This window comes from Sutcliffiella rhizosphaerae (assembly GCF_917563925.1).
GTDB classification, from domain to species: domain Bacteria; phylum Bacillota; class Bacilli; order Bacillales; family Bacillaceae_I; genus Sutcliffiella_A; species Sutcliffiella_A rhizosphaerae.
On sequence record NZ_CAKJTJ010000002.1, the window covers coordinates 55,147 to 79,668 of the forward strand.

Genomic DNA, 24,522 nt, shown 5'->3' on the forward strand with positions numbered 1-24,522 from the left:
AATCTTCTAAAGAAAAATAACTTTGTCTAGACACTGACCTGCACCAATAAATGGTGCAAGTCAGTGCGAATTCTATTTTATTTTACAGGAAAAACTTTTGAATGTCATTCCAAGTTACGACGAGCATTAACAACATTAATAATGCAAAACCGATAAAATGAACAAGTCCTTCTTTATGTCGATCTACAGGTTTCCCTCTAATTGCCTCTGCTGCGAAGAACATCAGCCTTCCACCATCAAGAGCAGGAATTGGTAACAGGTTAATAATTCCTAAGTTTATACTAAGAACAGCAGCCCATCTCATTAATAAGAATATACCAGATTCTGCAACTACTTCTGTTGATTTATATATACCAACTGGACCTGAGAGCATATCAATTGAAAATTGTCCGGTAATCATCTTACCCAACGCCTTAATGATTTCACCAGTTATAAAATACGTTTCATTTGCAGCTTTCGGTATGGTATTCCAGAAGGATTTTTCCATCGGCTGATAAACACCGATGATCCCTCTAGTCTCACCTTCAAAAGTATCTGATTTAGGAGTGATTGGAATGGTTAGAATTTCCCCATTCCTTTCAATACTAAAATTCAGCTCTTCATTTGGGCTCTGTTGAATGATTCCTACTACTTCTTCCCAAGAAGAAACATTTGTTTCATCAATCGCAAGGACTTTGTCGCCTTCCTGTAATCCTGCAGCTTGTGCAGCGCCATCAGAAGTTAATTCTCCAATTAAAGCATCATTAACTGGGTAGCCTTGTACGATTCCTAGAAAAGCAAAGATTAAAAAGGCAAGAATGAAATTCATCATAGGACCAGCAAAAATGGCCATTGTCCGTTGCCATAAAGTTTTAGACCCGAACTGTCTGTTATAAGGCGCGTTTTGTATTTCTTGTCCATCCATTACAAAATACGCTTCCTCACTTACTTTATATTCCTTCAGAGTTTCTTCTTCATTCAATTCATACCCTTTAATAACAAGCGCCTTCTCCAGATCAGCATGCTCTACTTCCAGCATTTTTGCATCAGGATACTTATCTTTGTTGTTTACAATTACTTTGTTAACTTCCCCTGCTTCATTAAACAACAAGCCAATATGGTAGCCGGGCTTTAATTCTATGGTTTCAGGGTCTTCCCCGGCCATGCGAACAAATCCACCGATAGGCAAAAGCCTTATAGTATAGACGGTTTCATTTTTCTTAAAAGTAAATACTTTTGGACCAAAACCTATTGCAAATTCTCTACACAAAATACCTGCTCTTTTAGCAAATACTAAGTGCCCTAGTTCATGAACAAATACAAGTACTCCAAATATAATGATAAACGCGATTACTGTATTCACCAGATCTTCACCTCTAATCTAATAGTGAACGAACAAATTGCCTCGTTTCCTTGTCCACTTCTTTAATTGTGTACAAGTCAGGATTGATCTGCAGGCTATGCCTAGCCATTGCAGATTCAATTAGCTGTTCAATCGTCAGGAAATCGATTTTTCCTGTAAGAAATGCCTCAACAGCGACTTCATTGGAAGCATTCAAAACAGTTGGCATCGTCCCACCTGCTTTTCCTGCATCAAAGGCGTATTGCAAGCAAAGAAATCGATTAAAATCCATCTTTTCAAAATGCAGTTTGCCAATTTCCGTAAAGTTTAGCCTTTTACCCGTTGGGTGTGGCAACCTATCCGGGAAAGTTAAAGCATATTGAATAGGTACTCTCATATCCGGAGTTCCTAATTGGGCAATAACACTAGTATCATGGAACTCTATCATAGAATGAATAACGCTTTCCCTATGCAAAACTACTTGAATATTTTCATAAGAGGTATTAAATAACCAATGGGCTTCTATAACTTCGAGCCCTTTATTCATCATAGTCGCAGAATCAATCGTAATTTTTGCCCCCATCGACCAATTTGGGTGATTGAGCGCTTCATTCCTTGTAACTCCCTTCAAGTCTTCCCTTGACTTATCTCTAAAACTTCCCCCAGAGGCAGTAAGAATGATTGATTGGACATTTTTTTCTTTTTCGCCTTGTAAACATTGAAAGATGGCAGAATGCTCGCTGTCCACTGGCAAAATAGTTGCATTATACTTTTTAGCAGCTTCCATGACGATATGTCCCGCTGTTACAAGTGTTTCCTTATTTGCCAATGCAATGACTCTTCCAAGCTCAATTGCATGAAGTGTTGGTTCAAGGCCAACGCTTCCCATTACTGCATTTACAAGAACATCCGCTTCTTGAGCAACAGCTACCTCAATCAAACCTTCTTCACCGTAAACAAACCGAATATTTTTTGCAGCATATTGAAATTTTAATGTCTCATAATCATTTCTGGATTGAACGGAAATAATCTTTGGGGTGAATTCGTTCAATAATTCATGAACAATTTCAATGTTTTTACCTACACTGAATGCAACTAATTGAAAATGTTCTGGATGCTGTCTAATCACATCAATCGTTTGTATACCAATTGATCCTGATGCACCAAGTAAACTAATATTTCTCACCAACACTCACCTCTCCAACACAAAACCTTCTTCTACCAACTTCTTAGAAAAGAAAGATATGTATAAAGTGTAATAATGGCAGTACAAAAAGAAGGCTATCAAATCGATCCAGGATTCCACCATGACCTGGTAAAATACTCCCTGAATCTTTTATTTTGTAATGTCTCTTTAAAGCTGACTCTACTAAATCACCTATTTGACCAAAAATAGATAATAAAGCAGCTATGATAATTGTAATCAGCAGATTATGCTCAAAGCTTACAATAAAATGAAAAACTAATGCCACCGCTATGGCACTTACAATACCACCGATAAATCCTTCAACTGTTTTATTTGGACTTATATCTGGCCACAATTTCTTTTTCCCAATCGCTTTACCGATAAAATAGGCCCCTGAATCAGTTGTCCATATAACAAATAATGCAAAAAATACCCATGCCAAAGCCAGTTCTCTAATTTCAATAAAATAATAAAAACCTAATCCAACATATATGGTTGAAATTAATAAGAATCCAACATCATCAAAATTAAATTTGTTTCTGGAAAGTACTGTATATGACAATAACAATAGAACAATTAGTAGTAGAAATTCCATTTTCGAAAGTGGCAAAGCCTCTCCGAAATACTGTACTGGAATCATCAGATACCACATGGATACTAAAGACAATATTCCTGGAACACTTACAATGGCAAGTTGCTTCATTCTTAATGCTTCAAAAAGTCCTACTGTTGCTATCAAATAAATAATAATGACAAATGGCATATTACCATATATAACAATTGGTAAAAAAACTGCCGCTGCTATTGCCGCTGTTATGATTCTTTGTTTCATTGTATGTCCAACACCTTCTTATATACCACCAAATCTTCGCCCTCGCAGTTGAAAACTATTTATTGCCTCATAAAGATTGTTTTCATTAAAATCAGGCCATAATACGTCAGTGAAATAGAACTCGGCATAAGCCAATTGCCAAAGCATAAAATTACTCAACCTTATTTCCCCACTAGTACGTATTAAAAGATCTGGATCTGGTAATAAATTACTGAAAAGATACTCAGAAAATATCTCTTCTGTTAATTGATCAGAAGAAATCCTGTTCTCATTTACATCATCAGCTAACGCTTTGACTGCACGAAGGATTTCGTCACGTCCACCGTAATTAAGTGCAAAATTCAAGACAAGTCCTGTATTTTCTTTTGTCTGATCCATTGCATGTTCTACTGCCCGAAGTGTATGATCTGGTAGGTCAGTTTTATTCCCCATCAGTCTAACTTGGACATTTTCTTCGATTAATTCAGGTAAAAAAGTTCCTAAAAATTCTTCAGGAAGCTTTAATAGAAAATCCACTTCCAATTTAGGTCTTTTCCAGTTTTCCGTTGAAAACGCATATAAGGTCAATACTTTGACACCGAGACTATTTGCAGCTTTAGTGATTTTCCTGACGGTTTTCATTCCTTCATGATGACCAGCTACTCTTGGAAGAGCTCGTTTTTTAGCCCATCTTCCATTACCATCCATAATAATGGCAATATGTTCAGGAATAGGGTGTTTCATTATTTCTTCTTTTAAGCTTAGCGATTTAGAGGTTTCTTTGCCTCTCCACTCTTGTATTTTTTTCAGCATAAAAATCCTCCATTAAAAATAAATAGATGACACAAATCTGAATCTATCTATTTATAGTAACAGTATTAACAAAAAAACCCCCTGTAAACATTAGAGGGTCTTTTCATCTTTCCATTTTACATGTAAATCGCTTATACTTCCATTATTTCTTTTTCTTTTTCTTTTGTTACAGAATCAATTTTCGCAATGAACGAGTCTGTTTGCTTTTGAATATCATCTGTATACCCACGTAATTCGTCTTCAGTGATATCCCCATTTTTTTCTGATTTTTTCAAATCATCGTTTCCATCACGACGCACATTACGAATTGCTACCTTTGCATCTTCGGAGGCTCTTTTTACTTGTTTAACTAAATCCTTACGTCTTTCTTCTGTTAGTGCTGGAATCGAAATACGGATAACTGTTCCATCATTAGAAGGATTTAATCCTAAATCAGCTTTTATGATCGCTTTTTCTATATCTCCTAAAGCTGTTTTGTCATATGGTTGTACAACTAAAAGCCTAGCTTCAGGAACGTTCAATGAAGCAAGCTGGTTAACAGGTGTTGGTGCGCCATAATAATCAACCGTTACTTTGTCCAGTAAGGAAGCACTTGCACGACCAGCACGAAAAGTTGCTAATTCACGGGAATATGCTTGTACTGCTTTTTCCATTCTTTCTTTTGTTTGAGTAATAACTTGATTTGCCATCTTTATTTCCCCCTTACAATTGTTCCGATATTTTCACCTAAAACAACACGCTTAATATTTCCTTCTTCCATAACAGAAAAGACGATAATAGGAATATCGTTATCCATACATAAGGAAGATGCTGTAGAGTCCATAACAGCAAGACCTTCACGTAGAACATCAAGATAGGATAAAGACTCGTATTTTGTAGCTGTTGCATCAACTGTTGGATCTGCACTGTATACACCGTCAACATTGTTTTTTGCCATTAAAATGACATCAGCCTCAATTTCAGCTGCTCTTAATGCTGCTGTTGTATCTGTAGAAAAATATGGGTTTCCAGTTCCAGCTGCAAAAATAACGACCCGTTTCTTTTCAAGATGGCGAATTGCCTTTCTTCTGATGTAAGGCTCTGCAACTTGACGCATTTCGATGGACGTTTGCACACGGGTTTGCACACCGGAATTTTCCAAACTATCCTGAAGTGCCAATGAATTCATAACCGTAGCAAGCATCCCCATATAATCGGCAGATGCACGGTCCATCCCCATCTCACTGCCTATTTTTCCTCTCCAGATGTTTCCTCCGCCTACGACAACTGCTACTTCTACACCTAGTTCCGTCAATTCTTTAACCTGATTAGACACAGATTTGATAACTGTCGGATTAATTCCGAAGCCTTGGTCACCTGCAAGAGCTTCTCCACTTAATTTAAGTACAATACGTTGATATTTTGCTTGAGCCATAATTACCTCCAATAATAAAAGGGTTTTTCGCTTTCAACAATGTTAGATAATATTTCAACATTGACGTTTCCTAAAAAGAGGAACACAAATTGTGTTCCCCTCCTATACATCGTAGTTCCTCTTATTTTTTAACTTGGCTCATTACTTCTTCAGCGAAGTTATCTTGACGTTTTTCGATACCTTCTCCAACTTCATAACGAATAAAGTTCTTTACTGTAGCGCCTTTGCTTTCAACAAACTGACGAACTTTCAAGTCAGGGTTTTTAACGAAAGACTGGTCAAGTAGGCAGATATCTTCGAAGTACTTTCCAAGACGTCCTTCTACCATTTTCGCAACAATGTTTTCTGGTTTTCCTTCGTTTAATGCTTGTTCTGTCAATACTTTACGCTCACGCTCAGCTTCTTCTGCAGAAACTTGGTCACGAGAAACATACTTAGGGTTAATAGCAGCGATGTGCATTGCTACATCTTTAGCTGCAGCTTCCTCAGTTGTACCTTCAAGTAAAGTTAACACTCCGATGCGGCCGCCCATGTGTAAATAAGCACCAAACGCATCTGCATCTGTTTTTGTAACTAGAGTAAAACGACGTAGAGTTAATTTCTCTCCAATCTTAGCGATAGCTGAGTTAATGTGTTCAGATACAGTAGCACCGTTATCCATTTTTGCTTCAAGTGCTGCGTCAACAGATTCAGGCTTGTTTGCAAGCAAAAATTCGCCTAATTCACTAACAAGCGTTTTGAAACCTTCGTTCTTTGCAACAAAGTCTGTTTCCGAGTTTACTTCGAAAATTACTGCATCGTTACCATTTGTAGTGATTGCAGTTAAACCTTCTGCAGCGATACGATCCGTTTTCTTAGCAGCTTTTGCAATTCCTTTTTCACGTAAGAAATCGATTGCTTTATCCATATCTCCATTTGTTTCAGTTAGGGCTTTTTTGCAGTCCATCATACCTGCGCCAGTTTTTTCACGTAGTTCTTTTACCATTTGAGCAGTAACAGCCATTTTTTTATCCTCCTTAGGTTATGTAAATATCAAATATTAATTGATCCAGCCTGTTAATCACCACAATATCCTCTATAAGGCATGTGCCTTAACTTAAAATAAGCGTTATCAATGAATAAGAAAAGTAGTCTTTTTTCATTGTCTACAACACCGTATCAATCGCCGAGTTGTCTTTTCGAAAAAAAAGTGATAAAAGGCTTTCCCCTCTTATCACCTTTTCATTTTAAATAATATTATGCAGTAGTTGTAGCAGTCTCTTCGCCTTGTTTCGCTTCAAGAATAGCATCTGCCATTTTACCAGTTAATAGTTTAACCGCGCGAATAGCATCGTCGTTTGCTGGGATTACTACATCAATTTCGTCTGGATCACAGTTAGTATCTACAATTCCAACGATAGGGATGTTTAATTTTCTTGCTTCCGCAACAGCAATACGCTCTTTGCGTGGGTCAATGATAAATAATGCATCAGGAAGACCTTTCATGTCCTTGATACCGCCTAAGAATTTCTCTAGACGCTCAAGTTCTTTCTTCAACATTACAACTTCTTTTTTAGGTAGTACTTCAAAAGTACCGTCTTCTTGCATCTTTTCGATAGCTTTCAGACGAGTAATACGCTTTTGAATTGTTTCAAAGTTAGTTAGTGTTCCACCCAACCAACGTTGGTTTACAAAGTACATTCCAGAACGTTCTGCTTCTTCTTTCACAGAATCTTGAGCTTGCTTTTTAGTACCAACGAACAATACTGTTCCGCCGTTACCAGCAAGTTCCTTTACAAAGTTGTATGCTTCTTCAACCTTTTTCACTGTTTTTTGAAGGTCGATGATGTAGATGCCGTTACGCTCAGTGAAGATGTATCTCTTCATTTTTGGGTTCCAACGGCGAGTTTGGTGACCGAAGTGTACTCCAGCTTCCAATAATTGCTTCATAGAAATTACTGACATGTGTTATTCCTCCTAATGGTTTTTTTTCCTCCGTTTACGTCATTTTCATACAAAACTGATTGATAATCAGCACCAATGCTTGAATCAGTAAACGTGTGTATTTATAACACCGAAAATAAATATATCACAATCACATATCACATTCAAGTTTTAAATAGGGTTCACTGTCGAAATTTCATAAGAAGTTCTATTTCGGTTTTCCCTTTGTTTAATTTTTTGGCAATTTCATCAAATGTGTACCCTTTTTCTTCCAAAACTTTCACCTGATCTTTTAGTTCCAATTCCCCAAAAGAATCATTATGTCTTGGCAAATCAACCTTTTTGTCATGTGAGTCATTTTGAGCTAATAACTCAGAGATATCTAAACCTGTTAAATTTCCTTCTTTTGTATCAAATACAGAGGGTGTCTCTTCTTCTTTTGTAATTTTGGACAAAAATCTGTCATTTTCTTCTTTTAATTCAAGAATATAGCCAGATATTGATTCTTCTGCTTCTTTTATAAGACTCCGATATTCCTGTTCAAGTTGCTGAACATTTGAAAGCTTTATATAGAGGATGATAACAAACAAGATAACAAGCAAGATTAAAACAAAGTTTATTACTGTAAAAATAATCATTTTCCTTCACACCTTTTGCATACAATAACCAGATAATTTGCAACTACCATACCGGTTCAAGTTGTTTCCTAAGTTTGAAGATTGCTTTGGAATGAATTTGTGAGATGCGAGACGTAGTTAAACCAAGTACTTGCCCTATCTCTGTTAACGTCAATTCTTCTTTGTAGAACAAGCTTATGACCAGTTTTTCATTTTCTGTAAGGTTTTCAATCTGTTGTACGAGCTGATAAATAGATTCTGACCTGATTGCTTCTTCTTCTGGAGTTAATGTTTTTTCATCCTTCAGAACATAAGTGCCTTGGGTAGCCTCTTCATTCTCTTTAGGCATCTCATCCATTGATAAAACATTTGCATAAAACACTTCCTGAATAACGGATGATACTTCTTCCTCTGGCATGGATACGGCTGTTGCCACTTCTTCTAATGTAGCATTTCTCATTAAATTCTGTTCAAGCTTTTCAATGCTGAATTCTATTCTCTTTGCTTTTTCACGGACGCTTCTAGGCAGCCAGTCTTCTTTTCTAAGGCCATCAATGATAGATCCTCTAATTCTAAAGGATGCGTATGTATCAAATTTTAAATCCCTAGTAGGATCGAATTTTTCAATAGCATCAAACAACCCAACAAAGGCTAGACTTTTTACTTCTTCTCTTTTTACGCTCTTAGGAAGACCTACTGCAATTCGTTGAACATGATAGTGTACAAGGGGCATGTATTTTTTAACTAGAAAATCACCAGCATCGGGATCTTTTTTTGTTTTCCATAAGTTCCAATAGTAGGAATCGTTTATTGAAGTAGCCATGGCTTTCCTCCTAAAATACTACTAAGACCGAAAGCAATTAGATGTAACTAATACCTTTATTTACTGTCTTAATCATTAATATACCGTTATTGGGATTGAACTCAATTGTTCTACCATTGTTCCCTCCGTAATCTGAACTGACAATAGGGATTTGTAATTCTTCCAAGGTTTCTTTTACTGCTTCTACATTCCTTGGACCAATTCTCATAATGTCACTGCTTCCATTAGTAAATGAAAACATTTGCGATCCCCCTGCAATCTTTGCCCTCATATTTAAAGTTATGACACCTAACTTTTGTAAATCATGTACCAACTGCATTACACCAGTATCGGCATATTTATAAAAATTAAATGAAGACGTTCTTGCTAACGATGAATCTGGTAACATTACATGGACCATCCCAGCAATTTTTGTAGTCGTATCATAAATGACAACCCCTACACAAGAACCAAGACCTGAGGTACGGATAAACTGTGGAGTTTTTACAATCTTGCATTCTGCTATTCCTACTTTAACGATTGTTTCAATCTCCAAGATTATCTCGCTCCTAATGCCTTTAATATTTTCTCAAATGAATCGGGATTAGGAACAAGGAAAAAATGTCCTTTTGCCTTCTCCAACTGTTTTTCTGCAGTTTCTATCAATTCTGTATCAATAAAAATGGCATGATCACTAACCTGAGAGATTTCCAACAGTCCAGTCATAACAATAGCGCCGACCATATCAATGGTTACTTGAGGTACAGATGGAGTCACAATCATTCCAATGCACTCTGACAAAGCAGTTAAATAATGTGCAGATACAATATTTCCTAACTCTTGTAAAGCAGAAAGACCAAGCTCATGCGAAGGAAGATTCCCAACATGTAAATCCCTATCAGGTATAAGATGATTAATCAATCTTGTGGCATCTTCCAAAGATAAAACAAAAAACAAACTTCCTGTTATTTCACCTTCCATTCTAAGGAATACAGCCGCAACTGGTCTTTCAGATCCTCCAATAAGTTCCATCATCTCATTGAAATTAACTACCTTAGCCATTGGAACATTCATATTGATTTCTTTATTAAGAAGTTGAGAAAGAGCTGTAGCGGCATTCCCGGCGCCAATATTACCTAATTCTTTAAGAATATCCAGTTCATTTAGACTGTGATTATGATTCATTACTATTACCTTTTAATTCTTCTAGGTTTAGAACTTCCGCTAGATCTAAACATACAAACAAACGCTTATTAACATTGACTACACCTTTTACGTACATATTGGCAACTGATCCCACCACTTCTGGTGAGGGCTCGATATCTTCATTCGTTATGTCAATCACATCATTTGCAGCATCTACAATAAATCCAACCTCTAATTCTTCCACAACCGTAATAATGATTCTTGATGAATCAGATAAGGATATCTTCTCCATCTCGAATCTGCTTCTTAAATCTACAATTGGAGTAATAACGCCTCTTAGGTTAATAACACCTTTAATATAGCCAGGTACATTTGGAACTCTTGTAATAGGCATAATCTTTTCAATGGAACGAACTTGATTTACTGGTATGGCATATTCTTCACCATTCAGTTCAAATACAATAAGTTTCAATTTTTGAGAGGTTTCTTCCATCTGTATACCCTCCATTATTTTAGGACTATTTTATTAATGCATTACAATCAACAATAAGTGCCACTTGTCCATCTCCAAGTATGGTTGCACCGCTGATTGCAAATGTGGAGCTTAAATATTGACCTAATGATTTTAGAACAACCTCTTGTTGACCAATAAAGGAATCTACGACCAAAGCTGCTGTTTTTTCTCCCTTTTTTACAAGCACAAGAGAATAAAATTCCTCGTCAGACTGATTTTCACGCTCAACATGGAATACGCTGTCCAAATGAACAACTGGTACAATTTTACCTCTAAAGTCGATGACCATCTGATTATGTGCATTCATAATGTCTTCTTTTCTAATAATAGATGTCTCGATGATTGAGGATAATGGAATCGCATATTTTTCATTAGCTATTTCTGTTAATAGCACTGAGATAATAGATAAAGTTAATGGAAGTTGAATAGAAAAAGTAGTTCCTTCGCCTTCCCTTGATGAGATGGTAATACTTCCACCAAGAGATTCTATCGTATTTTTCACCACATCAAGTCCAACTCCACGACCTGAAATATCAGAAATCACTTCTGCTGTAGAAAAACCGGAAGATAATATTAGCTGATATACTTGCTGATCACTCATTCTCTCGGCATCTTGAAGGGAAACAATTCCTTTGCCTACTGCTTTATTTAGAACTTTTTCTCTCGATATTCCTGCCCCATTATCCATAATTTCTATAAATACATGATTTCCACTATGAAAAGCTTTTAAAGTAATGCTTCCTGCTTCTTGTTTTCCATTTGCACTTCGTATTTCAGGTGTTTCGATACCATGATCGATCGCATTACGTAAAAGATGAACGAGAGGGTCACCAATTTCATCCATAACCGTGCGATCTAGCTCCGTTTCCGCTCCGATTATATGAATATCCACTTTTTTACCTAAATCTCTTGCCAATTGCCTTACCATTCTTGGAAAACGATTAAATACTGTTTCAATTGGCACCATTCTCATATTTAGGATGATATTTTGTAAGTCGTTGGATATCCTTGACATTCTTTCAACTGTTTCGATTAATTCTGCTTCTTCTAAGTCTTTTGATATTTGTTCTAATCTTCCTCTATCAATTACTAATTCTTCAAAAAGGTTCATTAGAGCGTCCAATCGATCTATACTGACTCTAATTGTTTTATTTGTTACGGCTGAGGATTTTGCTGGAGCTTCTTCTTCTTTTGTAACAGATGCTACTGCAGGAGCCACCTCTTGTACAGCAGCATTCACTTCCTCGACTTGATGATCAATCAATATTGACTCTGCTTCAGACAAAGCTTTTGTATCTAGTTTCTTTACTTCAACATTTTCCAATTCCGAAACCTTCATGATTTTAGCTTGAATGCTTGCCTCATCATCTTTGGTAACTATAGTTACACAGAAACTTAAATCGAACTTTTCCTCTTCTAGCAACTCGACAGAAGGATTTGATTTAATAACTTCCCCCATACCTTCCATTACTTCAAATACCATAAATACTCGAGCTGCCTTTAAAAGACAATCCTCACGCAGGTTAACTGTTACCTCATAAGGTCTATATCCTTGTTCCTCGGATTGCTGTAAGATTGTAATTTCGTATGAATCATACTTATGGTCCATTACTTCTGTCTTTGCTTCTGTTAAAGATGTAGTGATTTCTTCTCCTTTTTCAATTTTAATAAGGAGGGAAACAACATCTGTAACATCTTTTTTTCCGTCTCCACCTGAGGAAATGGACTCAACCATTTCTTCTAGATATTCAACGGATTGAAAAACTATATCCAAAAGTTCTGGAGAAACGGACCTTTTATTGTTTCGGATTAAGTCTAAAACGTTCTCCATTTGATGAGTCAAATTCGCCAAATCTTCATACCCCATTGTAGCTGACATTCCTTTAAGTGTATGAGCAGACCGGAATATATCATTAACAATTTCGAGATTACTAGGTTGTTTTTCCAGCATTAATAATTGATTGTTAATCGTTTGTAAATGTTCTTTACTTTCTTCAAGAAAAACATCTAGATATTGACTTAAATCCATATTTTACACCCCTAGACAATAATAATTTCTTGTAACCTTTGTGCAATATCTCCCAATTGATGAACTTCATCAACGTTACCAGATAATACTGCAGCCTTTGGCATACCATACACAACCGCAGTTTCCTCCGATTCAGCTATACAAATTGTATTTTCATATTTCTTTAATTCTTGTATACCTGCTGTTCCATCATTCCCCATACCTGTCAAGATTACTGCGACCTTTTCAAAACCACTTAAATTGCTTATTGAAGAAAACAAATGATCCACCGAGGGACGATGACCTTTCATAGGGGGAGATTCATCAAGATTGATGTATAACTCGCCTTTCTTCTCAACAATATGCATATGATAATCACCTGGAGCAATATATGCAGTTCCTTCTTCTACCTTTTGATTGTGCTCGGCCTCAACAACAACTATGTTACTCATGGTGTTTAGCCGATTAGCTAGCGATTTAGTAAAAAATTTAGGCATATGTTGCACAATAAAGATTGGAGCAGGAAACGAATTAGGAAATTCTGCTAATATCGTTTGTAATGCTCTTGGACCACCAGTAGAAGTACCGATACAAACGAGAGGTTTTCTTTTCTTTTTATAGCTAATAGGGTTTGTATTTTTTCTTTGTACACTTTTGGAAATTTGATTTTTATTCTTTTTTTCGTAAGTATATTTGAAAGATTGCAAATTCGATTGGGAAGCAAGAAGGATTTTTTCGATTAGTTCTGCCTTTACTTTATGAATATCAAGAGAAATAGCTCCAGAAGGCTTTGCGACAAAGTCTACTGCACCGTTCTCCATGGCTATTATAGTATTCAACGAGCCTTCTTTGGTTGTACTAGATAGCATTATAGTGGGCACTGGATTTGTTTCCATAATGATTTTCAGAGCCTCTAAACCATTCATTTGTGGCATTTCTACATCCATAGTAATGACATCTGGGTTGTAAAGCTTTATTTTCTCAATCGCATCTTTTCCATTATTAGCTGTTGCAACCACTTCTAGTGCAGGATGTTTTGCCAAGAGATCGGACAAAAGCTTTCTCATAAAGATGGAATCATCGGTTATAAGTACTTTTACTTTGTTCATCGTTGATCCCTTCCTTTCTTGCATTCTTACGCAAAGAAGCTTCTTAGTTTCATAATAAATGTATCCACCTTTTTCTTTTGATACTTATTATTTTCCTGTAAATATCGTAAGGTAAGGCTTTTTATGGCAAGCGCTGCTGCACTTGAAGGATACTTCAAAACAAAAGGTACTTGTTCCATGACAGCCAATGATACATATTTATCATCAGGAAGAGAACCTAGGTGAAGAAGTTCCCTATTCAGAAATTTTTTTGTAACATTGTTTAATCTTTCAGCTGTTACTTGTGCAATTTTTTTACTTATCACACGATTTATGACTAATTGAATGGGAATAGGCTTGACATTTGCATGTGCATAAATAAATTTCACTGCAGAATAAGCGTCAGTCAAAGAAGTCGGTTCGCATGTTGTAACAAGAAATAATTCATGACAAGATAGTAGTAATTTTCTACTTTCATCTGTAATGCCTGCTCCCATATCAAATAAGATAAAATCGTATGAGTAGGACAAATCTTGCAATTGAGTAAGAAATTGCTCTCTTTTGTTGTCATTCATTTGAAAAACATTCGTTAATCCTGATCCCCCTGCGATATAAGACAAATTTTCAGGACCACTTTGAATTATCTCAGTCAAAGTCATATTCCGTTCAAATATATCTATAATGCTATAGCGCTGGGTGGTTCCCATAAGTACATCAACATTGGCCATCCCAATATCCATATCAAACAACAACACGCGAAACCCTTGTTTCTGGAGAGATAGAGAGAAATTAAGGGAAAAATTTGATTTTCCAACTCCTCCTTTTCCACTAATTACACCTATTACTTTTGCCTCTTTTTTATCAGCTGTCAGCATATTGTTTTTTGAATTTAACACTCTTTCTCTTAAGACTTGAGCTTGATCATTCATTTTGCAATTCCTCAAGCACGATTTTTACCAATAACTCTTTTGAAAAGGAACGTATATCCTCAGGAACATTTTGACCATTTGTTACAAATGTAGCTCCTTTCTGGTAATGTCTTGAAAGAGTATACATTGAACATTTAGACGATGTTTCATCTTCTTTCGTAAAAATGAAATGATCAATCCCGACATTCCAAAATTGGTCTGTTATTATTTTCATGTCCTTCATTTTGGATGTAAGGGATAAAACAAGATAAGTAGTCATTTCCTCTTGGAAATTAATTATCTGCTTTAATTCTTCTACAAACTGATTATTTAAATAGTTCCTTCCAGCAGTGTCAATGAACACTACATCAAGATGGGACAGTTTGTCTTTAGCAAATTTAAAGTCTTCTGGTGAATAACATACTTCAATTGGTGCATCCAAAATATTAGCGTACGTTTTAAGTTGCTCAATTGCAGCAATCCGATAAGTGTCGGTTGTGATAAATCCTATTTTTTTTCCGAATTTCAAGGAAGCATTTGCTGCTAGTTTTGCTAGAGTAGTTGTTTTTCCAACACCAGTCGGACCAACTAAACAAACAAATTTTTTCTTAAAAGGGATCACTTCAAATTTAATGTCTTCTAATTTGAGAAGTAATTCCTTTTCTAAATATTTCAACAGCCCAGAATAAGTTATTTCTTTATCATTTAGCCAAATGTTGTATAGATAATCAATTATTTCTGACGTATACTCTGCGCTTAATTCAGATGCGTGCAATCTTTTTTCCAGTTTGAGAAAGTCATCCGATAAAGAAGTATCACGTTGTACCCCTTTTGTGATATTTGTCATCATCACTTTCATTTCCTGAATGTTTTCCAATAATTTCTCTTGATTACCATTAGTAAGAATACTTGGTTTCGTAGAAAGACTATGGGATATTTCATCTCTTTTATCTGATATCTTAAAAGTTTGTTGCAGCTGTTTGATTGGTTCATCATCAACAGCTGCAATAACTTCTACACTGTTCTTTGTAACTAATCCAAAAAACTTACGGGTTTTTACTGGTTTTGAATTTAGAATGACAGCATCATCACCTAATTCCAATCGAACTAGGTGCATTGCCGCTTTCATATTTTCTGCTTTATATTTTTTTACTTTCATCCTTCCACATTCACCACCCCGATGCTTTGTACTTCAATACTTGCTTCCAGTTCATTGTAGGAGAGCACTGCAACATGTGGCAGATATCTCTCTAACAACTGCTTCACATACATTCTTACAGCTGGTGAACATAATAGGATAGGTGATTGTTCGTAAATAGAGAATTGTTCCATTTGGTCTCCAACCTTCTGAACAATATCCATGGAAATATTCGGATCCAAAGATAGAAAATTACCGTGTTCGGTTTGCTGGATATGATCAGCAATTAGTTTTTCGATTTTCCCAGATAATGTCACTACTTTTAAAGATTCATTTCCTACAACGTATTGACTAGTAATCTGTTTGCTTAAAGATTGTCTTACATATTCGGTTAAGAGGTCTGTATCAGCAGACATTTTTCCATAATCTGCTAACGTTTCAAAGATAATAGGAAGATTTCGAATAGATACATTTTCCTTTAATAATTTTGCTAAAACTTTTTGAACATCTCCAATGGAAAGTGGTGACGGGGTCACTTCCTCTACTAATATTGGAGTGCTTTCCTTTAAATGATCGACTAACTGTTTCGTTTCTTGTCTTCCAAGGAGTTCATATGCATGTTGCTTCATTTTTTCAGTAATATGAGTAGAAACAACGGATGGAGGGTCCACAACAGTATATCCAGACATTTCTGCCTCATCTTTCACATCCTCACTAATCCACTTTGCAGGTAATCCGAAAGAAGGTTCAATTGTATCAATACCTTCAATATGATCCTCTTCCATTCCAGGACTCATGGCTAGGTAATGATCAAGTAATAGTTCCCCTTTTGCAACTTCATTTCCTTTTATTTTCAAGCGATATTCATTTGGTTGAAGTTGGATGTTGTCCCTGATTCGGACAACAGGAATGACCAACCCCATCTCTAAGGCAAGTTGACGTCTTATCATGACAATCCTATCAAGTAAGTCTCCTCCTTGCTTGGAATCTGCTAGTGGAATGAGGCCATAACCAAATTCAAACTCAATCGGGTCAACTGATAGGAGATTTACAACACTATCCGGGCTCCTCATTTCATCAGAGGTAACTTCCTCTTCCGTCTCTTCTTCGACAAAGACACTTTCTTTCTGTTGTTTACTGATCATGTAACCTCCACCAATTATCAAAGCAGATATTGGACCAGTTAGAAGCAAACCGATAGGCGTTACTATTCCTAATAATAAAACCGTTGTCCCGGCAACATACAGCATTTGGGGATAAGCAAATAGCTGTTTGCTTATATCTCCACCAATATTTCCATCGGATGCTGCCCTTGTAACAACAATACCTGTAGCTGTTGCAATAAGAAGAGCTGGGATTTGTGATACAATCCCGTCGCCAACTGTCAGCAAGGTAAATTTTTGAGCCGATTCAGCAAAGGTTAATCCCATCTGAGCCACTCCAATAATGATTCCAAAGATGATATTTACGAATACAATAATGATCCCCGCTATGGCATCACCTTTTACAAATTTACTAGCCCCATCCATAGATCCATAAAAATCTGCTTCTTTGGCAATCTTTTCTCTTCGTTCTCTTGCAACTTGCTCAGAAATCATTCCTGCATTTAAATCTGCATCAATACTCATTTGTTTTCCTGGCATTGCATCGAGTGTAAATCTGGCAGCAACTTCAGAAACACGTTCTGCACCTTTGGTGATGACAATAAATTGAATAATTACCAAAATAATAAATATAACCAATCCTACAACAATGTTACTACCAATTACGAAAGACCCAAACGTTTCTACAACAGTACCCGCATCACCTTCACTTAGTATGGACCTTGTGGTAGAAACGCTTAGTCCAAGTCTATACAAGGTAAGTAATAATAATAATGACGGAAAAATAGAAAACTGCAATGGCTCCTGAATATTCATCGTTGTCAACAGAACGATTAGAGCAAGAGAGATATTAATAATGATTAGTATACTTAGCATCCATGGAGAAAAAGGAATAATTAACATGGCAATAATTAAAATGACACTAAGTAATACGGCTAAATCTCTGGCTGGAATTTTCATTATTCTCTCCTCAACTTCCTTGCATTATTTCACTTGGTTTTGTAACCGATATACATATGCTAATATTTCTGCAACTGCTTGGAAGAAATCTTCCGGTATTACGTCGCCTATCTCCGCCTGGCTGTAAAGAGCTCTGGCAAGTGGTTTGTTTTCCACCGTGATTACCTTGTGTTCTGCAGCCTTTTCCTTAATTTTCAATGCTACAAAATCTACCCCTTTTGCTAGCACGATCGGAGCATCCCCTTTTTTCTCATCATATTTAATTGCGATGGCATAATGAGTAGGGTTCGTTATCACAACATCGGCATTAGGGACATCCTGCATCATACGTTGCATTGACATTTCCCGTTGCTTTTGCTTAATTTTTGACTTTATTAGCGGATCCCCTTCGGATTTCTTATATTCATCCTTCACATCATGCTTAGACATTCTAATATTTTTCTCATAGTCATATTTTTGATAAAAATAGTCAAAAACCGATAAAAAGAGTAGAGCACCACCGGCAAACAACCCCATCTTAATTGTTAGAGAACCTAGGAATGCCAATGCCTCATGAATATTTTTTTGAGAGAGAATCAACACATCCTCCAGACTTATCCAAAGGATGGAAAAGGTTATGATACCGATAAAAACAATTTTGAGCATTGATTTTACAAATTCAACAATGGCTCTTACAGAATATATTCTTTTAAAACCTTGTATCGGATCTAGCTTATTTAACTTCATATGGATGGCTTCAGTTGAAAAGAGCGGGCCCACCTGAACGAAATTTGAAAACAGCGCGCCAATAGCAGCTGCAAGCATAACTGGTCCCACTATCCAAATCACTTGCATAAGTATTTCAATAAAGATCAAGTGCACTTTATCGACTGTTACTTCCTCTAAAATATAAACATGAAATGTCTGAACAAAAAGTGTGGTGACTTGAGTCTTCATCCAGGGACCGATTGCAAGGAGGCAAAGAAATACTGCAATTAACACAAAAGCAGTATTTACATCTGAGCTTTTTGCTACTTGACCTTTTTTTCGGGTATCCTGCCTTTTCTTCGGCGTCGCCTTCTCGGTTTTCTCCCCGGCAAAATATTGCAAATCGAGTTTAAGCACAGATGTCATTTAACCGCCCCCAAGCAAATCCATTAAGCTTCTCATTGTATGAAGCATCAATTCAAACAGCTTATAAAATAGAGTAAACAAAATCGTCAAAGAAAATATGATTGTTATGAAGCTAACACCTATTTTCAAAGGCAGACCGACCACAAAAACATTTAGCTGTGGTACAGCTCTTGCAACGATCCCTAACGCAACATCAACTAAAAACAAGACCCCTACAATAGGAATGGCAAGCTGAAGAGCAATAAGAAACATCTTGGTTACCGTTTGGAGAATCAATTCAAAAACAGCTTCATCACCTAGTGGCAGCCATGCTTGAGTAATAGATATTAATTCATAACTATAATAAATCCCGTCCAACATTAGATGATGGCCATTTACTGCAAGTAGCAATAACATGGCAAACATATAGAAAAATTGTCCGATAATTGGACTTTGGATACCTGTTTGCGGGTCTATAACATTCGCAATAGCAAACCCCATTTGAAAATCTATAAATCCACCAGCTATCTGAATAGCAGCAAGAATCATATAAGCAACAAGGCCAATAAGTAACCCAACCATCATTTCTTTTAACACCAATAATATATAGGAACCGTCAATACCTAGAACTGGTAAATCCATAGAGAGAGCCATTACAAGCGCAAAGAAAAACCCTAGCCCCACTTTAAAAGTTGTAGGAACATTCCGATATGAAAAGAGTGGAAGGGTTACAAAAAATGCTGTAACTCTTGTCAAAACTAATAAAAAGGCCGGAAAATAATTGATCCACTCTAACATGAATCTAATTTACAAACCTATGAATGTTATTAAAAATCTCCAAAGCATATGAAAGCATATTGGATAACATCCATGGCCCAAATACTACCAACCCTACCAATACCGCAATGATTTTCGGGATAAAAGCAAGGGTTTGTTCTTGTATTTGGGTAGTTGCTTGAAAAATACTAACGATTAAGCCCACTACCAAAGCAAGCACTAAAAGAGGTGCACTAATTAATAGAATAGTAAATACTCCTCTTTCTGCCATAGAAATCACAAATTCCGGGCTCATTTTTACACCTCATTCAAAATGTTTGCAATAAAGATTTTACAATTAAGTACCACCCATCCACTAACACAAATAATAGAATCTTAAATGGCAGTGAAATCATAACTGGTGGAAGCATCATCATCCCCATACTCATCAGTACACTTGCTACAACCATATCTATTACTAGGAATGGAATAAATATCATAAAACCAATTTGAAATGCAGTTTTCAACTCACTGATTGCGAATGCTGGTACCAGAACAGTTAAGGGGATATCCTCGATAGTTTCTGGTCGTTCCATTTGGGCATAATCCATAAACAATGCCAGATCTTTTTGACGAGTATGTTTACTCATAAACTCTTTTAGTGGAATGCTAGCAAGCTCGTATGCTTCATCTAACGTAATCTCTTCATTAAACAACGGCTGCAACGCAGTATCATTAACTTCTGCAAAAGTTGGAGCCATTATAAAAAAAGTTAAAAAGAGTGCAAGTCCTATCAACACTTGATTTGGCGGCATCTGTTGCGTTGCAAGGGATGTCCTAACAAAAGATAAGACGATAATAATACGGGTAAAGCTTGTCATTAAGATTAAAATGGCTGGAGCTAAAGAAAAAACGGTCAATAACAGGAGCAACTGGATAGAGCTAGAAACTGTGGATGCTTCATTTCCACTGAATAGCCCAACAAAATTAATCATTTACCGTGTCCTTCTTTCTTTTCCCATTCCTTCATCTTCTGTTGCCTTTCTTTTGACAATTGGCCAATTTGTTCTTGTAAAAGGGAGGAAAAAGAAGTTTGTTTGTTCTCTACTTTCTTTTGATTCCATTTTTTCACAAAACCAGGCAGGCTATTGGTATGAATCCCGTTTGATTCTATTCTATCTTGGTAGGATTGTATGATTTTCTCCTGCTCCTCTTCATCTGTAATTTCTTTCAAAAGATTAATAGAGTCCCCTACTCCCACAACTAAAATACTATTTCCTACTTTAACAAGTTGAAGCGACTTGTTATTACCAAGACTTGCTCCTCCGATGTTTTCTATACCTCTTCCACCTAAAAGCTTGTTCCTTTTATTAATTAATTTCAGAGCTAAATAGATGAGTGCTAATACGAAAAACAATGCAAGTATCATTTTAAGAAAGTCAAATATTCCAACACTAGGTACATTATTTCCTAACTCTTCATCAGAAGAAACCACTTCAGCAGTCTCTTTTTCTGGCTGTTCAGTTTTTGGTTTTTCATCCTCATATTCATTAAAGACACTATTATCGATTCCATTTCCGAAAACAGTAGTTGGAATTGAAATTATTAGCAGTATTGTAAGGCAAAAAAATGATATTTTCTTATTCACACACAAAACAGACACCTCTAGGACAGTGTCTTATGAATAGCTTCAATTACTCGGTCAGCTTGGAAAGGTTTCACGATAAAATCTTTCGCTCCAGCTTGAATGGCATCAATAACCATTGCTTGTTGTCCCATTGCAGAACACATGATAACTTTTGCGTTCGGATTAATAGCTTTAATTTCCTTTAGTGCAGTAATTCCATCCATTTCAGGCATAGTAATGTCCATTGTCACTAGATCCGGATGATGTTCTTTATACTTTTCAACTGCTTGAGCACCATCTGCTGCCTCACCAACCACTTCATACCCATTTTTTGTTAAGATATCTTTAATCATCATTCTCATAAATGCCGCATCGTCTACAATCAGTATTCTTTTACTCATGTTATTTCCCCCTAATATCTATCGAAGTTTTCGTATTCTATCTGATTGACTTACTATATCTGTAACCCTAACACCAAAGCTTTCATCAATAACCACTACTTCGCCTTGTGCAATCAGCTTATTGTTGACTAAAATATCAACCGGTTCACCTGCAAGTTTGTCCAATTCAATAATGGAGCCAGTTGATAAATCTAAGATATCTTTAACAGATCGCTTTGTTCTGCCAAGTTCTACTGTCACTTGCAGAGGAATGTCCAAAAGCATACTTAAGTTACTAGGCTCTGATTCTTCTACTGCAGTTGTCTCGAAGTTAGTAAATACAGCTGGTTGGACGTTTACGGCATGCTGTGTTGAGAATGATTGGTTACTATTTGAGCTACCCATCGCTTCTCCATTTGCAAATGCAAAAGCCTGTTGGGCATGAGCTGTTTCCTTAGAAAATGCTGTGTCGCTGTGAGATGGAGCACTAGCTACATAGTGAGATGCTGCAGGTTGATTAATAGTTGGCTGCATATCTACCTGTTCAGTCTCTACTATTGGCTCATTATTTTGATTTAATAACTCCCCGACCAATTTTTTTGCAAATTCATAAGGAAGTATTTGCATAATAGAAGAATCGATTAAAGTTCCAATCCGGATGGAAAATGCGACCTTTATTAACAGCTCTTCTTCAGGAAGCTCAGATGCACCTTCACCTTCTTTCAAATCCAACAACATCACAGCAGGAGGGGAAATGTCTATCTTTTTAGCAAAGACAGTCGACATAGAAGTTGCTGCAGATCCCATCATTTGGTTCATCGCTTCATGTACTGCGCTAAGATGAATTTCATCAAATTCTACTTGTGGAGTTTCTCCAGAACCTCCTAACATCAAGTCAGCTATGATAGCTGCATCCTTTTGTTCCACTACTAATATATTCGTACCTGTAAACCCTTCGGTATAACTTACACGTATTGCCACGTAGGGATCAGGAAATTCGTTTTCAAGTTTTTTCCTTTCAATCAATGATACTTTAGGGGTAGTAATTTCAACCTTTTGATTTAATAAAGTAGACAAGGCAGTGGCCGAACTACCAAAGGAAATATTCCCAATTTCGCCTAATGCGTCTTGTTCTAAAGTAGATAGATACTCTTCAGTTTTCAGCTCATTTAAAGGGGGGTCCTGATCGTTGTTATCTGTCCCTCGAAGCAAGGCATCTATCTCATCTTGAGATAACATTCCGTCACTCATCATCCTCGTAACCCTCCTTAATTTTTTCCATGATTTGTATTGCTAAATGTTTTTTCACTTGTCCTACTTGTGCAAAGTAGCTTGGTTTATTATCTACTTTTATATTAATAGGTTTATCTATTTTTTGATCAAGAGGAATTACATCCCCAATGTTAATATTTAATAAATCTGAAAACGAAATTTCAGATTTGCCAAGCTCTGCTGTGACTATCAATGAAGTTGCTCTAATCACCTTTTCGAGAGATTCCTGCTCATGTGCTTGTCTTACTTTATGTTTTTCTTCCATCCAATAGTGAGCAGATAGCTTCGGAATAATTGGCTCTAGCACGACATAAGGAATACAGATGTTAATTACCCCTGAAACTTCGCCAATTGTAATGTTCATAGAAATAACAATTACTGTTTCATTTGGAGATACCATTTGAAGAAACTGCGGATTGACTTCAAGATCGGATAATTTGGGTTGCATTTCCGTAATTGTATCCCATGCTTCTCCAAAATTTTCAATTGCTCCCTCAAAAAGTGTCGTCATTAACCTTGTCTCAATTTCTGTCAAACTATCAACTTTGTTAACGCCTGAACCCTTTCCTCCCAGCTGTCTATCCAGCATGGCATAGGCAATGGTAGGGTTTATTTCAAGTACCACTCTACCTTCAAGTGGAGTAACTTCAAATACATTTAGGATCGTCATCTTAGGAATAGATCGAATGAATTCCTCATAAGGCAATTGATCCACAGAAGCAACACTGATTTGTATATAAGTACGCAATTGTGCTGAGAAATAGGTTGTAAGCAGCCTCGCAAAATTCTCATGTATTCTCGTAATGCTTCTTATTTGGTCTTTGGAAAATCGGAGAGCTCGTTTGAAATCATAAACTTTAACTTTTCTCTCTTCCTGTTCCTTCTTTAATTCTTCAGCATTCATCTCACCCGTTGAAAGGGCAGAAAGTAGTGCATCTATTTCATTTTGTGACATTATTTCCGTAGACATTTCATCACCGCCTATTCTCATCAACCTCTTGGTGATTAATTTTGTAGGAGAAAGGAGGTTGCATATACTTTCACGACTTCTCCATCCTGCATTATTTCATTTAATTTTTCCTGAATATCCTCTTCAAGCTGCGTGATTCCTTTTCCTCCATTTAACTCTGTAGCGGATTTATTAGAAATTTCATGTATTACAATGTTCTGCACTTGAAAATCTCTTTTTTCAATTTCTGCTCGTGCCTTTTTACCATCTGTTTGCACTTTAATGGTTAAACGGATAAAACCACCGCTTTTTAAGTTTGTTGTAATCTCCTCAAAATCTACCGAATACTTCAAAACGTCATCTATAGAAGGCTCCTCAGAAGCTCCATCAGCAGAAAATATATCCAACGAAATAAGGGCAACAACACCTAAAAGCGAGATAGCAAGCAAAATAATAATCATGGCGTTTACTATTTTATTGCGAAACATCTTTTTCAGCCTCCAAATAAGTACCATGATGCATTTGTGCAAAAAAGGCTTTGCAAAGTACCAACACGTCTTGCATGCTTTCTTTTACAATAAGCTTTTTGCCATTATTCAATGTGATCATAGTGTCTGGTGTTTCTTCTATTTGTTCCATTAACCAGACATTGACTGCAAACTTTTTTCCATTCAACCTAGTTAACATAATCAAT

28 protein-coding genes are annotated in these 24,522 nt (G+C 36.4%); all 28 read right to left on the reverse strand.

Annotated features, from left to right (window positions below):
* Positions 1–82: 82 nt before the first annotated feature.
* Entirely contained in the window at positions 83–1,342 is a 1,260-nt protein-coding gene (gene rseP / locus LRP81_RS02250) for an RIP metalloprotease RseP (RefSeq protein WP_230499619.1), read from the reverse strand.
* Positions 1,343–1,355: 13 nt separating this feature from the next.
* The gene (gene dxr, locus LRP81_RS02255; RefSeq protein WP_230499620.1) at positions 1,356–2,507 is read right to left on the reverse strand and encodes a 1-deoxy-D-xylulose-5-phosphate reductoisomerase; all 1,152 of its coding nucleotides are present in this window, start codon (positions 2,505–2,507) and stop codon (positions 1,356–1,358) included.
* A gap of 43 nt (positions 2,508–2,550) precedes the next feature.
* The gene (locus LRP81_RS02260; protein ID WP_230499621.1) at positions 2,551–3,339 is read right to left on the reverse strand and encodes a phosphatidate cytidylyltransferase; all 789 of its coding nucleotides are present in this window, start codon (positions 3,337–3,339) and stop codon (positions 2,551–2,553) included.
* Between the two features lie 18 nt (positions 3,340–3,357).
* A complete protein-coding gene (locus tag LRP81_RS02265) occupies positions 3,358–4,131 on the reverse strand; it encodes an isoprenyl transferase (RefSeq protein WP_230499622.1) in 774 nt (257 codons plus the stop codon).
* Positions 4,132–4,262: 131 nt separating this feature from the next.
* Positions 4,263–4,820, reverse strand: coding sequence for a ribosome recycling factor (frr, locus tag LRP81_RS02270; RefSeq protein WP_230499623.1), 558 nt, complete (start codon positions 4,818–4,820; stop codon positions 4,263–4,265).
* A 2-nt stretch (positions 4,821–4,822) separates the two neighbouring features.
* Positions 4,823–5,545: a UMP kinase gene (gene pyrH, locus LRP81_RS02275; RefSeq protein WP_230499624.1), complete on the reverse strand. Its 723-nt coding sequence runs from the start codon at positions 5,543–5,545 to the stop codon at positions 4,823–4,825.
* A gap of 121 nt (positions 5,546–5,666) precedes the next feature.
* Positions 5,667–6,548 carry a translation elongation factor Ts gene (tsf, locus tag LRP81_RS02280; RefSeq protein WP_230499625.1) on the reverse strand — a complete coding sequence of 294 codons (882 nt, stop codon included), beginning with the start codon at positions 6,546–6,548 and terminating at the stop codon, positions 5,667–5,669.
* 233 nt (positions 6,549–6,781) lie between these two features.
* The gene (gene rpsB / locus LRP81_RS02285; protein WP_064101087.1) at positions 6,782–7,489 is read right to left on the reverse strand and encodes a 30S ribosomal protein S2; all 708 of its coding nucleotides are present in this window, start codon (positions 7,487–7,489) and stop codon (positions 6,782–6,784) included.
* A gap of 161 nt (positions 7,490–7,650) precedes the next feature.
* Positions 7,651–8,106: a hypothetical protein gene (locus LRP81_RS02290; protein ID WP_230499626.1), complete on the reverse strand. Its 456-nt coding sequence runs from the start codon at positions 8,104–8,106 to the stop codon at positions 7,651–7,653.
* 43 nt (positions 8,107–8,149) lie between these two features.
* Complete coding sequence (locus LRP81_RS02295) at positions 8,150–8,908, reverse strand: FliA/WhiG family RNA polymerase sigma factor (RefSeq protein WP_230499627.1); 759 nt, start codon at positions 8,906–8,908, stop codon at positions 8,150–8,152.
* A 37-nt stretch (positions 8,909–8,945) separates the two neighbouring features.
* Positions 8,946–9,446, reverse strand: a complete 501-nt coding sequence (locus LRP81_RS02300; protein WP_230499879.1) for a chemotaxis protein CheD — start codon at positions 9,444–9,446, stop codon at positions 8,946–8,948.
* On the reverse strand, positions 9,446–10,072 hold the full coding sequence (locus LRP81_RS02305; RefSeq protein ID WP_230499628.1) for a chemotaxis protein CheC: 627 nt from the start codon (positions 10,070–10,072) through the stop codon (positions 9,446–9,448). The genes LRP81_RS02300 and LRP81_RS02305 overlap by 1 nt, the downstream gene beginning before the upstream one ends.
* Positions 10,062–10,526: a chemotaxis protein CheW gene (locus LRP81_RS02310; RefSeq protein WP_230499629.1), complete on the reverse strand. Its 465-nt coding sequence runs from the start codon at positions 10,524–10,526 to the stop codon at positions 10,062–10,064. The genes LRP81_RS02305 and LRP81_RS02310 overlap by 11 nt, the downstream gene beginning before the upstream one ends.
* A 25-nt stretch (positions 10,527–10,551) precedes the next feature.
* On the reverse strand, positions 10,552–12,576 hold the full coding sequence (locus LRP81_RS02315) for a chemotaxis protein CheA (RefSeq protein WP_230499630.1): 2,025 nt from the start codon (positions 12,574–12,576) through the stop codon (positions 10,552–10,554).
* Positions 12,577–12,587: 11 nt separating this feature from the next.
* Positions 12,588–13,664 carry a protein-glutamate methylesterase/protein-glutamine glutaminase gene (locus tag LRP81_RS02320; RefSeq protein ID WP_230499631.1) on the reverse strand — a complete coding sequence of 359 codons (1,077 nt, stop codon included), beginning with the start codon at positions 13,662–13,664 and terminating at the stop codon, positions 12,588–12,590.
* Positions 13,665–13,690: 26 nt separating this feature from the next.
* Positions 13,691–14,572 (reverse strand): MinD/ParA family protein, encoded by an 882-nt coding sequence (locus LRP81_RS02325; RefSeq protein ID WP_230499632.1) that lies wholly within the window; start codon positions 14,570–14,572, stop codon positions 13,691–13,693.
* Positions 14,565–15,710, reverse strand: a complete 1,146-nt coding sequence (flhF, locus tag LRP81_RS02330; protein WP_230499633.1) for a flagellar biosynthesis protein FlhF — start codon at positions 15,708–15,710, stop codon at positions 14,565–14,567. Before flhF ends, LRP81_RS02325 begins: the two co-directional genes overlap by 8 nt.
* The gene (gene flhA, locus LRP81_RS02335; RefSeq protein WP_230499880.1) at positions 15,707–17,746 is read right to left on the reverse strand and encodes a flagellar biosynthesis protein FlhA; all 2,040 of its coding nucleotides are present in this window, start codon (positions 17,744–17,746) and stop codon (positions 15,707–15,709) included. The genes flhF and flhA overlap by 4 nt, the downstream gene beginning before the upstream one ends.
* A gap of 30 nt (positions 17,747–17,776) precedes the next feature.
* Positions 17,777–18,865 carry a flagellar biosynthesis protein FlhB gene (flhB, locus tag LRP81_RS02340; protein WP_230499634.1) on the reverse strand — a complete coding sequence of 363 codons (1,089 nt, stop codon included), beginning with the start codon at positions 18,863–18,865 and terminating at the stop codon, positions 17,777–17,779.
* The gene (gene fliR, locus LRP81_RS02345; RefSeq protein ID WP_230499635.1) at positions 18,866–19,642 is read right to left on the reverse strand and encodes a flagellar biosynthetic protein FliR; all 777 of its coding nucleotides are present in this window, start codon (positions 19,640–19,642) and stop codon (positions 18,866–18,868) included. It lies immediately after the preceding gene.
* 4 nt (positions 19,643–19,646) lie between these two features.
* On the reverse strand, positions 19,647–19,916 hold the full coding sequence (gene fliQ / locus LRP81_RS02350) for a flagellar biosynthesis protein FliQ (RefSeq protein ID WP_230499636.1): 270 nt from the start codon (positions 19,914–19,916) through the stop codon (positions 19,647–19,649).
* A gap of 13 nt (positions 19,917–19,929) precedes the next feature.
* Complete coding sequence (gene fliP, locus LRP81_RS02355; protein WP_230499637.1) at positions 19,930–20,595, reverse strand: flagellar type III secretion system pore protein FliP; 666 nt, start codon at positions 20,593–20,595, stop codon at positions 19,930–19,932.
* Positions 20,592–21,248 carry a flagellar biosynthetic protein FliO gene (locus LRP81_RS02360; RefSeq protein ID WP_230499638.1) on the reverse strand — a complete coding sequence of 219 codons (657 nt, stop codon included), beginning with the start codon at positions 21,246–21,248 and terminating at the stop codon, positions 20,592–20,594. Before LRP81_RS02360 ends, fliP begins: the two co-directional genes overlap by 4 nt.
* Before the next feature lie 17 nt (positions 21,249–21,265).
* Positions 21,266–21,628, reverse strand: a complete 363-nt coding sequence (locus LRP81_RS02365) for a response regulator (protein WP_230499639.1) — start codon at positions 21,626–21,628, stop codon at positions 21,266–21,268.
* A gap of 18 nt (positions 21,629–21,646) precedes the next feature.
* Positions 21,647–22,861 (reverse strand): flagellar motor switch phosphatase FliY, encoded by a 1,215-nt coding sequence (gene fliY, locus LRP81_RS02370; protein WP_230499640.1) that lies wholly within the window; start codon positions 22,859–22,861, stop codon positions 21,647–21,649.
* Complete coding sequence (gene fliM / locus LRP81_RS02375; RefSeq protein ID WP_230499641.1) at positions 22,851–23,849, reverse strand: flagellar motor switch protein FliM; 999 nt, start codon at positions 23,847–23,849, stop codon at positions 22,851–22,853. Before fliM ends, fliY begins: the two co-directional genes overlap by 11 nt.
* A 35-nt stretch (positions 23,850–23,884) precedes the next feature.
* Positions 23,885–24,316, reverse strand: a complete 432-nt coding sequence (fliL, locus tag LRP81_RS02380; RefSeq protein WP_230499642.1) for a flagellar basal body-associated protein FliL — start codon at positions 24,314–24,316, stop codon at positions 23,885–23,887.
* Positions 24,303–24,515: a flagellar FlbD family protein gene (locus LRP81_RS02385; RefSeq protein ID WP_317987026.1), complete on the reverse strand. Its 213-nt coding sequence runs from the start codon at positions 24,513–24,515 to the stop codon at positions 24,303–24,305. The genes fliL and LRP81_RS02385 overlap by 14 nt, the downstream gene beginning before the upstream one ends.
* Positions 24,516–24,522 lie beyond the last annotated feature (7 nt).

What these genes read in the sequence shown, in the direction of transcription:
- LRP81_RS02260 (WP_230499621.1), bottom strand. Translation starts at nt 3,339, where the DNA reads ATGAAACAAAGAATCATAACAGCGGCAATAGCAGCGGCAGTTTTTTTA.
- LRP81_RS02265 (WP_230499622.1), bottom strand. Translation starts at nt 4,131, where the DNA reads ATGCTGAAAAAAATACAAGAGTGGAGAGGCAAAGAAACCTCTAAATCG.
- frr (WP_230499623.1), bottom strand. Translation starts at nt 4,820, where the DNA reads ATGGCAAATCAAGTTATTACTCAAACAAAAGAAAGAATGGAAAAAGCA.
- pyrH (WP_230499624.1), bottom strand. Translation starts at nt 5,545, where the DNA reads ATGGCTCAAGCAAAATATCAACGTATTGTACTTAAATTAAGTGGAGAA.
- tsf (WP_230499625.1), bottom strand. Translation starts at nt 6,548, where the DNA reads ATGGCTGTTACTGCTCAAATGGTAAAAGAACTACGTGAAAAAACTGGC.
- rpsB (WP_064101087.1), bottom strand. Translation starts at nt 7,489, where the DNA reads ATGTCAGTAATTTCTATGAAGCAATTATTGGAAGCTGGAGTACACTTC.
- LRP81_RS02290 (WP_230499626.1), bottom strand. Translation starts at nt 8,106, where the DNA reads ATGATTATTTTTACAGTAATAAACTTTGTTTTAATCTTGCTTGTTATC.
- LRP81_RS02295 (WP_230499627.1), bottom strand. Translation starts at nt 8,908, where the DNA reads ATGGCTACTTCAATAAACGATTCCTACTATTGGAACTTATGGAAAACA.
- LRP81_RS02305 (WP_230499628.1), bottom strand. Translation starts at nt 10,072, where the DNA reads ATGAATCATAATCACAGTCTAAATGAACTGGATATTCTTAAAGAATTA.
- LRP81_RS02310 (WP_230499629.1), bottom strand. Translation starts at nt 10,526, where the DNA reads ATGGAAGAAACCTCTCAAAAATTGAAACTTATTGTATTTGAACTGAAT.
- LRP81_RS02315 (WP_230499630.1), bottom strand. Translation starts at nt 12,576, where the DNA reads ATGGATTTAAGTCAATATCTAGATGTTTTTCTTGAAGAAAGTAAAGAA.
- LRP81_RS02320 (WP_230499631.1), bottom strand. Translation starts at nt 13,664, where the DNA reads ATGAACAAAGTAAAAGTACTTATAACCGATGATTCCATCTTTATGAGA.
- LRP81_RS02325 (WP_230499632.1), bottom strand. Translation starts at nt 14,572, where the DNA reads ATGAATGATCAAGCTCAAGTCTTAAGAGAAAGAGTGTTAAATTCAAAA.
- flhF (WP_230499633.1), bottom strand. Translation starts at nt 15,710, where the DNA reads ATGAAAGTAAAAAAATATAAAGCAGAAAATATGAAAGCGGCAATGCAC.
- flhB (WP_230499634.1), bottom strand. Translation starts at nt 18,865, where the DNA reads ATGACATCTGTGCTTAAACTCGATTTGCAATATTTTGCCGGGGAGAAA.
- fliR (WP_230499635.1), bottom strand. Translation starts at nt 19,642, where the DNA reads ATGTTAGAGTGGATCAATTATTTTCCGGCCTTTTTATTAGTTTTGACA.
- fliQ (WP_230499636.1), bottom strand. Translation starts at nt 19,916, where the DNA reads ATGAGCCCGGAATTTGTGATTTCTATGGCAGAAAGAGGAGTATTTACT.
- fliP (WP_230499637.1), bottom strand. Translation starts at nt 20,595, where the DNA reads ATGATTAATTTTGTTGGGCTATTCAGTGGAAATGAAGCATCCACAGTT.
- LRP81_RS02365 (WP_230499639.1), bottom strand. Translation starts at nt 21,628, where the DNA reads ATGAGTAAAAGAATACTGATTGTAGACGATGCGGCATTTATGAGAATG.
- fliY (WP_230499640.1), bottom strand. Translation starts at nt 22,861, where the DNA reads ATGATGAGTGACGGAATGTTATCTCAAGATGAGATAGATGCCTTGCTT.
- fliM (WP_230499641.1), bottom strand. Translation starts at nt 23,849, where the DNA reads ATGTCTACGGAAATAATGTCACAAAATGAAATAGATGCACTACTTTCT.
- fliL (WP_230499642.1), bottom strand. Translation starts at nt 24,316, where the DNA reads ATGTTTCGCAATAAAATAGTAAACGCCATGATTATTATTTTGCTTGCT.
- LRP81_RS02385 (WP_317987026.1), bottom strand. Translation starts at nt 24,515, where the DNA reads ATGTTAACTAGGTTGAATGGAAAAAAGTTTGCAGTCAATGTCTGGTTA.